The sequence below is a fragment of the Bacillus cereus group sp. MG1 genome, assembly GCF_040460035.1.
Taxonomy (GTDB): domain Bacteria; phylum Bacillota; class Bacilli; order Bacillales; family Bacillaceae_G; genus Bacillus_A; species Bacillus_A cereus.
Map to the genome: position 1 here is coordinate 30,654 of NZ_JARVGY010000002.1, position 16,814 is coordinate 47,467.

A 16,814-nucleotide genomic window follows, 5' to 3' on the forward strand; every position below is an offset into this window, starting at 1 on the left:
CAGAAAATGTAGTTATTTGTTAACATTACTCAGTATTTACACATAACTCACATTATTATTGATGATTTTTATTAGATATATACAACAACACTAGTAGTTACAATGATGTCAGAAAAATACTATTCACATTCGAGTATATTTGTCCTCATATCCACTGTTTTTATAATTTTATTTTTGATTTTTTGTAGGTATTATGAGATAGGTTTTATTACATTAGAAGAATACTCCCTAGCACTATGTGGAGAGTTATATAGTGCTAGAAGAGAATTTGTATAGAAGTGTATAAAAAAAGACTTCATTTTACATGAAGTCCTTCTGATTTTGTATTTATAAATAGAGTAGTAGAAAAGGAGTATGAATGAAACAACTACGAATAGCCCTCTAATTTCGATTTTTTCAAAAATAGAGAGCTCGTTACTATTATTTTATTTCCATTGCGTGTAGCACCTGATCTGGAGCTGTTATTGTTACACCAGCACGTACTAAACGTTCGAAGGTACGCATAAACTCTAGTAAATTAAACTGTTTTGGTAGCTCAATCACACGCAGTTGTTCTTGCGGTAGTTTATCAATTGCTTCAATAAACCATTCACGTACATCACTTGGAATTGTGCGTTCTTTATGGCCACGAACTTTTAGTTTTTCACGCATTTCAATTTCTAAAGCGATATATGCATGGAGATTCACTCCCTGATCATATGCATATTTTCTAAATAACGTTTCTTCCTGGTATTTTAGATAATTACGGTGATAAGATTCTTCTGTTACTGGTACCGCAAACTTCTGCTTCAATAATGCATGCACATTTTTAAACATCTTTTTAATATTACGAAGAGAGTACATAGAATAATGTAGGCCGAAATTAAAGATAGCTTGCTCACGGTCACTATTTCTCTCTTTTGGTATATGCTGCGCAATAAGAGGGTAGATACCTTCTTTTGCTGCTGTATCGAGAATTTGATATTGAGATGTTTGATGCAATAGTTTCTTCAATGTATATACAATTTTCGTTGGATATCCTTCTTTTCGATCAACCATGTCACGTAGTCCGTGAATTACACTGCGAATTTGACGATGACAAGTATGCTTTAATACATGAATGAATTTATTCATGTCTGCAGAAAGTTCACCGATATTCATCTCTTGTAGGACTGCTTCGATAAATTTCGCTTTTCGAGCATAGGTAGCTTTTGGTGTAAATGGATCCCTATGTTGTTCTTCTCCAGCTTCTTTCGAACATAAGAAGTCTGAATGGATAGACAGATATAATGTCGTATATCGTTTTGTATGCTTTACACCTTTTTGCATTTTGCAAATTTTGAATAGGGGATTCCCCGTACATGGTAATGCAGTTGTTAATTCCTCGATAACCGCACGGATCTGATGCGGATACTTTTTATGTAAGAAACGATACATCCCACCGAAGTGAGTTTTGTTTCCTCTTTCGTCCTGCTTGTCCAAAGAACGCTTTAATGTTGTTTCCGTATGTTGTTGCATTGCGATGTCTAAGAATAGTTTCTTAGCTGCTACAGATAGCTTAAAGAAATCCTTTGTAAATACAACAGGACTAATATATACGTACGGATTTGCTTTTTCTGTTTCCTCATTCATAAAATGAGTGAGTTTGATTGTATAACGGCCATCTACTCCATTTTCGATGGAGATAATGTTATGTAAGTTTAATTTCTTTAATGCGATATAGAATTGAGAGTGTTGGATATAAGCAAATTCTTCTTTATATTGCTTATAATCTTCCCACATCATATGTATGGTTACATTTGGAATGACGCCGTTTGTATAGCATTTTTTATGTAAGTACAAGAACACTTCAAGATCAGCATTCGTAATACCGTATAATTTATGTTTTCGTCCTGCTTTTTCTGCAAGTGTAGACATTGCCCGACGTGAAAAAGATGGTTTGGCTTTTTCAACAAAACCTTCTACATCCGCAATACGCTCTTCGTATGTCATGTGCTGCAAAATATCTTCTAAATATGTATCTTTATAGCTGTAGTATTTCTCCTCAAATGTTTCCACAAACTTTTGCCAAGACTTTAGTGTTACTAAAACTGCGTTTGTTGTTTTCCCATTTAAGCTACGTTGATTACGTATCACAAATGATTTTCCCATCTTTTTCACCTCCGTTCTACAAATTCAGAAATATATGTCAAAATACTATAAAATATACCAATTTTGATTATAGCAAATCGAAAAATGATGAAAGGTGCTCCTTTAAGAAGAAAATTAGCAACTTGCAACAGCTTATGAAGCTAGTTGTATCAAGGGATAAGAGAATTTCATGATTTTTTTTTGTGTTAAGGATACCGCAAACGTGTTGCAAGTTGTGTGATATGTATAAAAGTAAGTGAAAAAGTACCTAAACCCTTGGTATATAAAGAATTATAGTGAAAATGGTAGGGAAGTTAGGGAAAGGATACCGCAAACATGTTGCAAGTTAGTGAACGTAATGATTAAAAATGAATTGTAATAATTCCCCTTGATATAAAAGGACTTGTTGACATTTATAGAATGAAAGTAGGGAAAGGATACCGCAAACAGTGTTGCATCTTGTGAGAAAAATAAGGGCATGCATACCGCAAACGTGTTGCAAGTTGGATGATATGTATAAAAGTAAATGGAAAAGCACCTAAACCCTTGGTATATAAAGGTTTAGAGTAAAGATGATAGAAAAGTTAGGGAAAGGATACCGCAAACATGTTGCAAGTTGATCAGAAATAGGTAAGAGAAAGAGCAAACGTGTTGCAAGTTGAGAAATATAAGGCAAACAAAGCGCAAAAAGAATGTAAGTAAGGAGAAAGAGGTAAGAAAAAAAGCAACCTGTTGCAAGTTAAGGAGTTAAGGAAAGCAAGGCGCAAAAGAAATGTAGGAAGAAGAAATAGGGAAAAGAAAGAGCAGCATGTTGCAAGTTAAAGAGTTAAGGAAAGTAAAGCGCAAAAAGAATGTCAGTAAAGGAAAATAGGTAAGAGGAAGAACAACCTGTTGCAAGTTGGAGAGTTAAGGAAAGCAAGGCGCAAAAGAAATGTAAGAAGAAGAAATAGGGAAAAGAAAGAGCAGTATGTTGCAAGTTGAGAAATATAAGGCAAACAAAGCGCAAAAGAAATGTAGGAAGAAGAAATAGGGAAAAGAAAGAGCAACCGTGTTGCAAGTTGAGAAATATATGGAAAGCAAAGCGCAAAAGAAATGCAAGTAGGTAGAAATAAGGAAGAGAAGGAGCAACCTGTTGCAAGTTGAAGAGTTAAGGAAAGCAAAGCGCAAAAGGAATGTAAGTAAGGGGAAATAGGGAAAAGAAAGAGCAGCATGTTGCAAGTTGAGAAATATATGGAAAGCAAAGAGCAAAAGAAATGTAGGAAGAAGAAATAGGGAAAAGAAAGAGCAGTATGTTGCAAGTTGAAGAGTTAAGGAAAGCAAAGAGCAAAAGAAATGTAGGAAGAAGAAATAGGGAAAAGAAAGAGCAGTATGTTGCAAGTTAAGGAATTAAGGAAAGCAAGGCGCAAAAGAAATGCAAGTAAGAAGAAATAGGGAAAAGAAAGAGCAGCATGTTGCAAGTTCAGGAAAGAAAGTTGCAAAAGGAATGCAAGAAAAGCAGAATAGAGAAGAAAGAAACAAAAATTTGTAAATATCTGTTACAATAAATTAAATATAATAGTAGTTAAGATTTTTATACTGAGAATTATTTTATTGTGATCCATGGTTTAGGGAGGAAAAGAAAGTGGATAACTTATTACAAATGTTTCGAGATGCATTGTTAATCTCTGAGCCAATTTATAAAACTAACGAGCTAGTATGGAATAAGTGGAATGCATATTTTAAAGATGTTGAAAACAATAATAATAAAGTACTCACATCACCTCATGCTTCCCCATCATTTACTGCATTAGTGTCTTGGCTAGAGAAAAAACAAGAATCCGGTACTACATTAGTACAAATTTATGCCAAAATTGATTCCTATAAGGAAGAAATATATAAAGAAATTGAAGGATTTATAGACAAAGAATTCCAAAATATAGCTTCTTCAAGTTCCATAATAGTAGAAAATGATCAAAATATAGAAGAGACAAGTATAGTAAACCATGAGGATTATTATGAGGTAAATAACTCTGCTGTTTATTATAAGCTAAGAGATGGGATTGCAAAAAATCAATTTGAAGAAGATGAATTGAGTAAGGTTTTACAATATCCTATTGAAACAAAATCCTCTAATGGTGTAGCCCAGCTTTCTTCACACAAAGATGAAGATTTAAGACTTACTAATATAGAAGAAGCTGCTCGATGGAATACTCTTGTCGATGATGTAATGAGTAATATGGATGATTTAACGGCAGATTGTCTAGATGCAATTACAATACAATGGATAAACGAAGCAAAATCTCCAGACGAATTCATTGATTTTTCTTATGAGCAAGTTTTAGAGATGTGCAATATTCCAAAAACAGTAGTCAAAAATAAGGAATACTATAGAGCGGAAGATAAAATTAAAATAGCAAAAAGAATTGCGGCTTTAGCAAGTATTTTTATCTATTTAAATGATGAGAATGAAGTCGTAGTATTAAATGACCGTGAAGATGAAGGGGAACGACTAGAATTAAAGCGTGAGGTTGTTAAACGATTATTTGTATTAGATTCGGTTGTATTGTGGAGACATAGTGTTACAAATGAATATATGGGTATTGAATCTTGTCGTATTAAGCCGGGTAGCTTTTTAACTAATTATTTGTATGGATCAAATAATACAACAGCTCTATTGTCTAAAAAAGCACTTGAATACAATAGTTATAGACACAAATATCATAAAAGGTTAATACGATACTTAACATGGCAATGGAGAATTAGACAAATGTATTCATCATTGAAAAAGCCATATTCTATAGGTGGGGACAAAGGCCTGCTAGCAGTAATGGATATCCCGAAAGATTGGAAGCCTAATCGTATTAGAGAACAGTTAGAAAACGTTCTAATGGATTTAGAAAATGAAAAAGTAATCTCTCATTGGGAGTATAGTGATCCACTGGATGAACAACAAATTGGGAAACGTAATTGGTTTAAAAATTATTACACTAACTTAGGAATAACGATTTTGCCACCTGAAGAAATGTTACAGTCAATGGATAGGGTAATAGGAAAGAAGAGTATAGAGGAACCACAAGAGCAGTTACCGGAAGTAACAGTTGTTAAAGAAATAAAGAAGACTGTAGAATCAGTCGAACAAATAGAGAAAAAGATCCGTGACAAAATACTGAAAGTACACAATGAAAAAAAGGTAAGCATTCGTGAAATAGCAGATGAAATGAGTATTTCTCCGTCTACATTATCTAGGTTTTGTAATTATAAAACAAAACGTTTATCTAAAAAAGCATTAGAAAAGCTAACAAAATGGTGTGAAAGGCAAGAAATATTAGAAAAGATGTAACATAGACTAAATATTTCTTTTAATAATAGTCAAAGTAAAAATACACATACATTATGTATGTGTATTTTACTTATTATTACCAATAATAGTCTGAATTTTCTTTATTGATGGTGGTTTTGGCGGGTGAAGATCCTACTGGAAAGTCATTATAGTTATGCTGTTTAATCCACTGCAATTAAATTTCTTGTCTTATCGATATGGTTCAGTAACATACGATATTCTTCTTCATACATAGTGATACGTTGTAGAAGAGATTGATTCTCTGTTTTTAAATCTTCAATTTGATTTTGTAATTTTGTCAATTCATTCACATCTTTATAATTTTGTAGAAAGAGAATAATATCATCTAATGTAATAGACAAAGAGTTTTTTTCTTTTTCTGATGGGGAGAGGGGAATGTTGTTTCCCATTTTTCGGTCTTGTTTTGCTAGTTGTATTTCTTCTTGGTATTGTTTTCTCACATATGAATTCCAACGAAATCCACAAGCTGCGGGTGTTCTAGCTAGTAATTTTGCTACTTCTTTGAATGCAGCTAACTGTGTTCCACCGTTACGAATATTCTGAAGTACTGTTGATGCGAGAAGTAAATCGTTATCATCAGTCCAGGAATCTTGTCTTGAGATTACCACGTTTTAACCCCCCTTATATGTTTTATATTATATATATGCAATTACTCAAAATGATAGAAGTTTAACTTCTCTTGAAATAATTGGGAGTAAGTTGGTAGAAGTATGTATGATTTTACATGCAAAATTGCATTTAAGGTTGACTATTTCGCAAAGGTGTAACTATAATGGTTACAGTTGTGCAACTGAATTAATAAAGTTGTTGGTATGAATTGGTTGTATTAATGATGTATAAACAAATATTAAAGAATGAATGGAGTTGAAAATATAGTCCTACATATAAAACGTTTGTATAAAAAGAAATTAGGTAATATACATTTTTTTATAAGTATATATAAATAAAAAGAGGTGTGCGTTTTGAAAATTTTTAAGGGAATTCTAGTTTCTTCAATTGCATTAACAGCATTTAATGGAGTAGGCAGTATACTTCCAAGTGAAAAATCAGAAGTTGCCTACGCAGCTACTTATAATTATTCAAATAAGCAATTGAATTCTACTGTACATAAGCAAGTTACTAAACAATTAATTTTAAAATTTAAAAATGAAGTGAATTTACCATATCAGGATGGAATAGAAAAATTCATTAAAGAAGAAAAACAAGATCCTGAATTAATTGGAATTTTAGCTGAATATCCAAATGTAACTATAAATCGACTTTTTAATTCTTTAAATCCTAAAGAAATTAAAAATCTTGGTAAAGAAATAAAAGATTCCGATCATATTTCTTCTAATTTGCTAAACTATTATATTGTAGAAACTCAAGATGATATTGATGTACAAGCATTACTTACAAAATTTGAAAAATCATCTCTTGTTGAAACGGCGTATTTACAGGAAGAAGAGGCGCCACCAGCAGAGCGTTTGCCAAACTTATCTGTTAATCCATATGATGAGCCTAGACTTACAAGACAAGGTTACCTTGAACCAGCACCATTAGGAATTAATGCACCTTATGCCTGGAGCATAAAAGGTGGAGATGGAAAAGGAACTACTTTCGTAGATATGGAGTATGGGTGGTTATTTAATCATGAGGATTTAGTGAATCAAAAGATTGAACTGATATCTGGACAGAATAAAAGCGAGCACCATGATCATGGTACCTCAGTCTTAGGAATTGTTTCGGCAGAGGATAATAATATAGGTGGAATTGGGATCGCACCGAAAGCTAAGGTAAAGGTTGTATCTCAGATTAGGGATAACGGAAATTATAATACAGCTGATGCTATTTTAAGTGCGGTTAACAATATGCAAGCTGGAGATATTCTTTTACTAGAGGCACAAGCAACTTACGATGGATATGGAGATAAGAACTATTTTCCTGTGGAAGTAAAACCAGACATATTTGATGCAATTCGTATGGGAACAAATAAGGGAATTATTATTATTGAAGCAGGTGCAAATGGCGGAAATGACTTGGATCAATTTAGAGACCGTAATGGTAAACAAGTTTTAAATCGTAATAGTCCTGATTTTAAAGATTCAGGGGCAATTATGGTTGGGGCAGCTTCTGCAAGGGTTCCTCATAAGCGTTCATATTTCTCTAATTACGGTAGTAGAGTGGATGTGTATGGATGGGGGAATGCAGTAGATACTACAGATGCTAAACCAAGTGAATTTATAACAAATTTATATACATCTAGTTTTGCTGGAACATCTAGCGCGTCACCTATTATCGCTGGTGCTGCAGCATCAATTCAAGGAATAGCAAAAGATAATCAGGGGAGAGTATATACACCAAGTCAACTTAGGGATATTTTAAGTGATTCTAGCACCGGAACGAAATCAAATGATCCAACTTCTGATAAAATTGGTGTTTTACCTGACTTAAAAGCTATTTTATCTAAACTTGGTTTTTCACCAAACTTAGGTAATGATTCTTCCATTGTATTTCCTGAGGAACAAGAAATAAATAAAGGAAATAAGGGAAATGAAGGATCTACTATTACATTCCCGAAAGAAGATACCGCTAATAGTGGAGAGGACTCTAGCTTTATTTTCCCAGAATAATAGAAATACCTCCTATTAAGCATGGGACAAAATAGTTTACTCAATAAGAACAAAGGATATGAATTCAATAGAAATATGAATTTATATCCTTTTTATTTTAAGCTGTTTTTACTACCTTACAAAAACGTAATGTTAGCGTAATGGAAATGAATTTTGGCAGCCAATAGATTAGGATATAATTTTTGTGAGAAAAGATATGAGGTGAATAATATGAAACGAATAGTGCTTATGTGTAGCTTTTTTGTGATGTTTACTGTGTTGTTATCCGGGTGTAATTTAAATCGTCTTGGTACAGATACATATTATGTGCAAATTACCAAGGATGGTGAAAAATTAAAAGAGAAAAATGTAAATGGGGATACGACTTACGAATATAAATTACCTGGATTTGATAAGGATGGTAAAGAGAAAGAAATGGAGTTTACAGCGTTAAAAAACCTTCGTAAAGAAGCGTTTTTACGTATATATTACTCTGAGAAAAAAGGTGTGAAATCTTGGGAAGAAGTGAAAAAAGATGACCTCCCTACAAAGGTAAAAGAAAAATTAAAGGTGGATTAATATATAATTCTTTATCATTTTAGCCAAGAAGACTCCTTCCTCAAGGAGCGTGAAGGGTCACAGTCCAGTGAGTAGGTGGGAGATGAATTGGGTTTGAACAAGGGATGGCGGGAAGCCATCTTAATTGTTCGACATATAGAAAGTATTACTCCACTATCTATCGAATGTACGTTTGGTGTATAATGGTCATATACCGAAATGGAGGTGAATCAAATAATGATGAATAAAGCCTATAAGTTTCGTATCTATCCAAATCAAGCACAAGCAATTCTAATTAACAAAACGATTGGGTGTTCTCGTTTTGTATTCAATTATTTCCTATCCTTATGGGATCATGCATACAAAGAGACAGGAAAAGGCTTGACCTATGGTACATGCTCTGCCAAACTACCTGCCATGAAGAAAGAGCTTGTTTGGCTAAAAGAAGTGGATAGTATTGCGATTCAGTCGTCCGTTCGCAACCTTGCGGATGCTTATATGCGCTTTTTTAAAAAACAAAATAGCGCACCGCGCTTTAAATCTAAGAAGAACAATTTACAATCTTATACCACAAAACAAACAAATGAAAACATTGCCATTATAGGGAATAAAATAAAGTTGCCGAAACTAGGCCTTGTTCGATTTGCCAAAAGTCGTGAAGTAGAGGGACGTATTGTAAATGCTACAGTTAGACGGAACCCTTCTGGTAGATATTTTGTGTCACTATTAGTTGAAACAGAAATACAAGAACTTCCGAAAACACATTCTTACATTGGAATAGATGTAGGACTAAAAGATTTCGCTATTTTGTCAAATGGAACACACTATAAAAATCCGAAGTTTTTCCGATCATTAGAAGATAAGTTGGCGAAAGCACAGCGTGTTCTTTCTAGAAGAATGAAAGGATCTTCTCGCTGGAATAAACAACGAGTAAAGATAGCTAGAATTCATGAATACATATCAAATGCTAGAAAAGATTACTTGGACAAAATCTCAACTGAAATCATCAAAAACCACGATGTTATCGGTATAGAGGATTTGTAAGTATCGAATATGTTAAAAAATCATAAGTTAGCAAAAGCAATTAGTGAGGTATCTTGGTTGCAATTTCGATCAATGTTAGAATACAAAGCAAAATGGTATGGCAAACAAGTCATTGTCGTATCGAAAACATTTGCTTCCAGCCAATTATGTTCCTGTTGTGGATATCAAAATAAAGACGTTAAAAATCTAAACCTACGTGAATGGGACTGTCCTTCTTGTCGTACACACCATGATAGGGATATTAACGCAAGTATCAATCTAAAGCATGAAGCGATAAGGCTTCTAACCGCAAGGACTGCGGGGTTAGCCTAATCAATTAGAGTTCGATAGAACTCTTTACTTAGGAATCCCTCACTTCTAAACGAAGTGAAAGTGGTGGTAGTTCAATAGAGCAATATATCCTCAAACTATTAGAATGTATATTGTGAAATAGGCGAAAGTTCTTTAGAGTTGTTAAAGTAAGAGGCTGACAGTTATTGTCAGTCTTTTAATTTTGCAGGAAGAAAATAAAAAAGGCATTTAACAGGAAAGTGTTGGATTATTAACAATTATTTAAGATCCAAAGCTACAATATATCTACTCCTGAACTATAATAATTTTAGGTCAGAAATAAGCTTCTGATTTTGTGAGGAGTTAAGTACTAAAAAAGCTTAATTTTGTTTACGTATTTATAGTCGTTTAAAGGATTTATGATTGGTTATGATATAATAAAATTCAAGTACAATAAGGGGGATTAATTAAATGATTTTTCAAAGCATGATAACAGCTATTATAGAAAAATTACAAGAGACGGTGAATCCCTATTGGATAATTGTGTTTGGATCAACGGCTGAGAACAGAGAACGAGAAGATAGTGATATTGATATAGCTTATGTAAGTGACACAACATTAGGGAACTATGAACGTTTTTTATTAGCACAGGAGTTAGCTAACATTGTTCAGAGAGATGTTGATTTAGTTGATTTATCCGAAGCTTCTACAGTTTTTCAAGCTCAGATTATACATACAGGAAAGACAATATTTTGTTCCGATGAAAAACGTAAGGTTATTTTTGAAATGAAAACTTTAAAAATGTATTCAAAATTGAATGAAGAACGACAGGTAGTATTTGATGATATAAAGAAAAGAGGTTCTATATATGAAGAATGAGGTTATTTTAAATAAAATTTCTACAATAGAGCGTTGTATAAAAAGAATCCAAGATGTGTATGGAAATGACCCTGAAAATTTAGAGGACTTTACAAAACAAGATTCAATAATATTGAATATACAAAGAGCTTGTGAAGCGAGTATTGATCTAGCAATGCATATTGTTGCTGGGAAAAAATTAGGACTACCCCAATCTAGTCGAGAGGCCTTTGATTTATTGGTTACAGCAGGATTACTTAGCGCTGATCTAGCAAATAAGTTAAAGGCGATGGTTGGATTTCGTAATATTGCTGTTCATGATTATCAAAGTGTAAATTTAGATATTGTTCGTCAAATTATTGAAAAACATTTAACTGATTTCAAACTATTTACGAAGGAAGTAATGGGGATATTGGAATTTTAGGCGAAAGAACAGAATAATAAAGCTGAGAGAGAAAGTAATTCTATGACTAAAAAACCAGCTATTGAAACAATTACTTAATTTCGTAAGAAGAAACGCGGTCATAAGATGAGTTTGTTTTTGATTTTAGCGAATAAAAACAATATAAAATAATAGAGTTTCAAAAAAATAGCCCTCCACCAGACCTTTTTTGGTCAGATGGAGGGCTATTTTTTTTCATGTTTTGACAAGTTGCGGTGAGATAAGCCTGCATTTGGACAGACTTCAGCCCCCGAAATCAAGCATATCGATAGCCATGTAGTTCTTTGGCGTCCGCAAAGCTTCGCTCTATAGTTGAACAGCGTACTTTGTAAAACTTTTTCCCTGTAACTGTTAGTTTGTTTTTTCTAGCGATATCCTTATATTTCTCCCATATATGATGAGTGATAACTTTTTGTTTCTTTGAAAAACATACCTCACGTAGCGGACAAACAGCGTAGTCTTCTGGGTTGGATTTATATTGATGATATCCTTCACGATCCGTTGTCGCATACTCTAAAATACACCCCATCGGACAAGCAAATGCATTCATTTCTTCTACATATTTAAATTGGCTTTTTGACCCTTTACGCTCCTTGAGGAAGGAGTCTTCTTGGCTAAAATGATAAATTTGAAGCTATAAAAGCAACAGAATTATGTAATAAGTGAATCAAAAAAACAACCCCAAAAGCAGACATGGTAACCTGATATTTTTCATTCTTTTTTTTATATACCCAATAAGCATAGTTATATAAAAGACCAATTATCGTTGTACCAACTATATAAGTGATTCCATATGGATGATTTAATCCAAATATAATTCAAGCTATTAATATGATAAGGTAATCGTGATTTTTAATGTAAGGAATCCAACTTAATAGCCAAAATAAAAATACTTGAAAAACTATTGTTTCATATATAGGTGCCGCTAATACCCCTAATAAAACTTGAAGAATAAGAGGTGCTTCTGTTATTGGGTTTTTTTGTATTTCAGGTAAGAATAGATCTAATGGTATTACAAATAAAAATGATCCTAATAAAATAAGAAAAATAAAAGAAATGGTAGGCAAAGCAAACATAAATCTATTTATTTTTTTGAGCATATATATTTCTCCTATAATCTTTTATTACATCTATACGAAAAGTAATAAATAATTGAGTCTCTTTTTGTTTGACATGTTTTTGTCTACTATTGATGAAAACCGTTCTGTAATTGAATTCTTGGCTTATATGTAGGTGTAGCGATATATTAACACTATATTGTTAATATTAAAATATTAAAGAGCTAAGTGAGATATTAAGGTCACACCAATTTTATGATGAATATAATATCAAGCCAGTTAAGGAAATATGCTGTATAGGACACGCTTGTACTGTTTATTTTACTATATGAATATTTAAGTGCATATAGTTTTGGAGGAGTATGTATTTTTGCATTTTTTAATACAAAAGTTTTTTATTAAAAATTTACTTTCTGCGCTACCTCATATGAATTTAAGACACTTGAAGAGTAAAGGCCAAAAGAGTCTAAGTTTAGATTGTACAGGTAAATATTATAATATTATAGAAAAATAAGGGAAAAAGTTATAAAATAGGAGATTGAATTAAACTTTCAGATTTTATTGTTCTGCAAGATAAAAATAACTAAAGATGAGGCTCTTAAAAATTCTTATCTTTATTTAAAACTAACGATATTATAAAAAATCCTTGCTGAAGGTACTGCAACAAATCTAATTCGAAAATCTTTAGGAGATAAATATGGAATTTTAAATATTCTTAGTCGTCTATAAAACATTATAGCAATTATTATAGGCAAATCCTTTAATATCATCGATTTAGAAGAAATCAGTACAAATAGAAAAGATGAAGTGGTAGAAGTATTACGTCTTCCTTTTAATAGATTTCCAAGAGCAGCTGGACATATAAAAGATGCAATTGTAAATGAAAAAAATTGGAACATTTGGTTGAACGATTAGTATGCCATTTTAAAGTTTAAATTAATAACAGAAAGAGCACCTCTTAATATGTTACTACTTTGTTTTTGTATTGTTGAAAATAAGAAAGGAGAAATCAATGAAAAAATATTGGCATAAGCTATCGTTGCTTCAAAAAAATGTATTACTAACGGTATTAGTAATTCTGACCCTTATTGGAAGTATGGGAGCGTTAAGTTTTAATATGTTTCAAAATAGTATGATGTCTATATTTGAGAGGCAGTCTTTTGAAACAGGTGATGCGGTATTAAATCAATTAGATCTAGAAATAGTAAAAGATGTAGCAAAAGACCCCACAGCTCAAAGAGTGAAGAAAGAAAAATTGACAGAGCAATTAAATAAATCTATAAAAGATATGAAAAGTGTTGGACAAACATATGTTACAGGAGCCAAGCTAAATGAAAAAGCTGAATTACAAATAGTAGCTTTGGATACAGAATTAGCAAATACTGTTTCTGTAAAACCAGGTGAATACTATGAGCAGCCTACTTATTGGATGAAAACATATGATAAAGTAATACAAACAAAACAGGCACAAATGACAGAAGTGTATGAAGATGAATTAGGGTTCTGGGTAACAATTTTAGAGCCAGTTACAGATGAAAATAAAAATATAATTGCAATTGTTGCAGCGGATTTGGAAGCTTCTATTATTCCACTTACAAAGAAAAACTTTATGATACAAGGTTTACTATTTATTATAATTTCATTAACTATCGCAATTACAATTCAAATATTTATCTCACGAAACTCTCTATCGCCTTTAAAGGATTTACAAGAAGGGTTACGTAAAGTTGGTGAAGGGGATTTAAGTATTAAATTGAATGAAAGATCTGATGATATAGGGATAACTAATATCTATTTTAATAACACTATTAAAAAGTTTAATAAGATTATAGATAAAGTAAGGGAGAGTGCTGAACAAGTTTCGACATCTTCACAGGAATTGTCGGTAAGTACAAAAGAGAATAGCATAGCCTTTAAAGAAATTGCAAGTGCTATTACAGGATTAAATTTAGGAGCACATTCTCATGAATATGTAGTGCAAAAATGTTTAGGGATTGTTCAAGAAATGGAAAGTAAGATGAAAGAAATTAAAGGAGCTGCAAAACAAGTTGGCAATGCTTTGGAAGACATGGAACAGCATTCTGTAGAGGGAAAAGTGCGCCCATAAGGGCCTTGTAAACTCTGATTTAGTAAATCAGCGGGTGAAGTGAAACAAGATAACAACCCGACACCGGTAGCCTTATCCGTAATCGAAAGTGAGCGGGGAGTGTCATTGAAACGATATGTCTCTAGTTCAGCTCATCTATTTTTTGTGGAGAGAGGTGTGTTTCACACTAGAGAACCAACTAAAGTACATTAGTAAAGATTGAAAGTCCCAACCGACATTACTACAAACTATTTACAAGGTACTAAATGGGGATTACCTAAGTGGAAGCGCCATTTATGGCTATAGAGGATGATTTCAAGGTAAAAACCAAGAAATGTGGCTCTTGAATATTCCATATGGTAACGGAGCCTTCGTAGTAGTCAGAGATAGGGAAAGCCTATCACACTAACGTATGACAAATTACGTTAGGTCATGGTTGTGAAATCAGGATGGCGAAGGAAGGTAGTCAATTAGTTCATGATGATAATAAACAGGAAGGAAGCGAGATGCTGATGAGAAATCCAGTTTATGTATTGAACACCTTGTCGAAGAATACTATTAAAGAAAACTATAAGTTCAAAAGATTATATAGAAATCTTTATAATCCAGAATTCTACTATAAAGGTTATCAAGAAATATATGCCAATCCAGGTAATATGACCAGAGGAACCATAAATAAAACTGTTGATGGCTTCTCAAAAAATAGAGTATCTAAAATCATCAACAACATTAAAAATGGTAACTATAAACCTACTCCTGTTAAGCGAGTATATATTGATAAAAAAGGGAGTAAGAAAAAACGTCCTCTTGGGGTACCGACATTTGACGATAAACTTGTCCAATTAGTAATAAAGTATATCTTAGAAGCAATTTATGAACCAAACTTCTCTGAGAACTCACATGGATTCAGGAAAAATAGGGGTTGTCATACAGCTTTGAAACAAATTAAAAAGAGTGGTAATGGAACTAAATGGTTTATTGAAGGTGATATTCAAGGTTTCTTTGACAATATCGACCACCATATCCTAATTAACCTACTAAGAAAACGTATCAATGACGAAACACTCATCGGATTAATATGGAAGTTCCTAAGAGCTGGGTACATGGAGGATTGGCAATTCCACAAAACATTCAGTGGAACACCACAAGGAGGGATTCTCAGTCCTCTTCTTGCCAACATATATCTAAACGAACTAGATATATACATGGAAAAATACGCTGAAAAGTTCGGAAAAGGTCAACCAAAAGACAGAGAAGTTGATAAAAGATATCAATACTTACACCTCAAAATAAAAAGAGGGCGTAAGAAAGCAGACTTACTAAGAGAACAAGGTAAACACAATGAAGCTCAGGAATTAATCGAGCAAGTCAACGAATGGGTTAAGGAAAGGGGACAACGTCCCTACTACAATCCAATGTCGGATAAATTTAAGTCACTAAAATATGTTAGATATGCTGATGACTTTATTGTAATGATAATCGGCAGTAAAGATGATGCCAAAGCCATTAAATCTGATATAGCTCAATTTCTCAATGAAGAATTAAAATTAACTTTATCAGAAGAAAAAACACTTATCACCCACTCTAGCAAGAAAGCAACATTTCTTGGGTACAACGTCAATATCACTAGAAACGAGTTATTTACCAAATACTCGGTGAAAGGTGCAAAAAGAAGACATCACAATCTAAAAGTAAGACTTGAAATCCCCCATGAAACATGGCGAAATAAATTACTTGCCCTGAATGTTTTAGAAATGAAGTATGTGAATGGGAAAGAAACTTGGAAACCAAAGCATAGACCGGAAATGGCACACCTAGATGATTTGGAAATACTACATAATTATGTATTACAGATCAGAGGGATGTACAACTACTACAAATATGCAGTTAATTCAACGGTACTCCAAAAATTCAGTTACGTTCTAGAATACAGCATGTATAAAACATTCGCCAATAAATATAAAAGCTCAATCGGAAAAATTAAGGGGAAATATTGCAAAAACGGTGTATTCATAGTCAATTACAAAGATAAAAAAGGCAAACAACACTCTCATTCTTTCTACAGGGAAGGATTTAGAACGGTTGATATAACTAAGATGAAAACACAAGAAAATAACATCGACAACTTGTTAGCCTCAAGAGTTCATATGTCAACAACTAGTCTTATGGATAGGTTGTCAGCCAACAAATGTGAACATTGTGGTAAAACCGATTCTAACTTAGTAATGCACCATGTCCGAAAAATGAAAGATGTTGAGAAAGGCAAAGCCAAATGGCAAAAATTAATGATTGCCCGTAGACGCAAAACATTAGCCGTATGTGAGGATTGCCATAATGAAATTCACTATGATATGAGAGTAGAACTTATAGCGAAAAACAGAAAAAAATAACTTTGACAAGCAATTGATGGAGAGCCGTATACTCTGAGAGGAGTACGTACGGTTCGGTGAGGGGTTTT

8 protein-coding genes and 4 pseudogenes are annotated in these 16,814 nt (G+C 32.9%); 8 read left to right on the forward strand and 4 right to left on the reverse strand.

The genetic code is table 11. The annotated features are described in order from the left end of the window. Positions 1–420: 420 nt before the first annotated feature. Positions 421–2,130 carry a hypothetical protein gene (locus QCI79_RS28145; protein WP_093998160.1) on the reverse strand — a complete coding sequence of 570 codons (1,710 nt, stop codon included), beginning with the start codon at positions 2,128–2,130 and terminating at the stop codon, positions 421–423. 1,600 nt (positions 2,131–3,730) lie between these two features. Here QCI79_RS28145 and QCI79_RS28150 point away from each other — a divergent pair. Then, positions 3,731–5,428, forward strand: a complete 1,698-nt coding sequence (locus tag QCI79_RS28150; RefSeq protein ID WP_016090252.1) for a helix-turn-helix domain-containing protein — start codon at positions 3,731–3,733, stop codon at positions 5,426–5,428. 161 nt (positions 5,429–5,589) lie between these two features. Here the strand turns inward: QCI79_RS28150 and QCI79_RS28155 are convergent, their stop codons facing one another. Next, complete coding sequence (locus QCI79_RS28155; RefSeq protein WP_000237072.1) at positions 5,590–6,057, reverse strand: RsfA family transcriptional regulator; 468 nt, start codon at positions 6,055–6,057, stop codon at positions 5,590–5,592. A gap of 354 nt (positions 6,058–6,411) precedes the next feature. Here QCI79_RS28155 and QCI79_RS28160 point away from each other — a divergent pair, with 354 nt between their 5' ends. The 5 genes and pseudogenes from QCI79_RS28160 to hepT all read left to right on the forward strand — a co-directional run bounded on the left by QCI79_RS28160 (position 6,412) and on the right by hepT (position 11,194). Beyond that, entirely contained in the window at positions 6,412–8,061 is a 1,650-nt protein-coding gene (locus tag QCI79_RS28160) for a S8 family peptidase (RefSeq protein ID WP_021728139.1), read from the forward strand. A gap of 210 nt (positions 8,062–8,271) precedes the next feature. Continuing rightward, positions 8,272–8,619, forward strand: a complete 348-nt coding sequence (locus QCI79_RS28165) for a YxeA family protein (protein WP_021728140.1) — start codon at positions 8,272–8,274, stop codon at positions 8,617–8,619. A gap of 216 nt (positions 8,620–8,835) precedes the next feature. After that, positions 8,836–9,954: pseudogene (gene tnpB, locus QCI79_RS28170) on the forward strand (IS200/IS605 family element RNA-guided endonuclease TnpB). A 429-nt stretch (positions 9,955–10,383) separates the two neighbouring features. Beyond that, complete coding sequence (gene mntA, locus QCI79_RS28175) at positions 10,384–10,791, forward strand: type VII toxin-antitoxin system MntA family adenylyltransferase antitoxin (RefSeq protein WP_000577229.1); 408 nt, start codon at positions 10,384–10,386, stop codon at positions 10,789–10,791. Next, positions 10,781–11,194 carry a type VII toxin-antitoxin system HepT family RNase toxin gene (hepT, locus tag QCI79_RS28180; protein ID WP_000787540.1) on the forward strand — a complete coding sequence of 138 codons (414 nt, stop codon included), beginning with the start codon at positions 10,781–10,783 and terminating at the stop codon, positions 11,192–11,194. Before mntA ends, hepT begins: the two co-directional genes overlap by 11 nt. Before the next feature lie 123 nt (positions 11,195–11,317). Here hepT and QCI79_RS28185 read toward each other — a convergent pair. Both QCI79_RS28185 and QCI79_RS28190 read right to left on the reverse strand, forming a co-directional pair. Then, positions 11,318–11,792 (reverse strand): annotated as a pseudogene (locus QCI79_RS28185) (transposase); the annotation flags it as partial. A 34-nt stretch (positions 11,793–11,826) separates the two neighbouring features. Then, a pseudogene (locus tag QCI79_RS28190) lies at positions 11,827–12,312 on the reverse strand (CPBP family glutamic-type intramembrane protease). Between the two features lie 970 nt (positions 12,313–13,282). Here QCI79_RS28190 and QCI79_RS28195 point away from each other — a divergent pair. Further along, positions 13,283–14,365: pseudogene (locus QCI79_RS28195) on the forward strand (HAMP domain-containing protein); the annotation flags it as partial. A 503-nt stretch (positions 14,366–14,868) separates the two neighbouring features. Continuing rightward, the gene (locus tag QCI79_RS28200) at positions 14,869–16,746 is read left to right on the forward strand and encodes a reverse transcriptase domain-containing protein (RefSeq protein ID WP_031310562.1); all 1,878 of its coding nucleotides are present in this window, start codon (positions 14,869–14,871) and stop codon (positions 16,744–16,746) included. Positions 16,747–16,814: the final 68 nt, after the last annotated feature.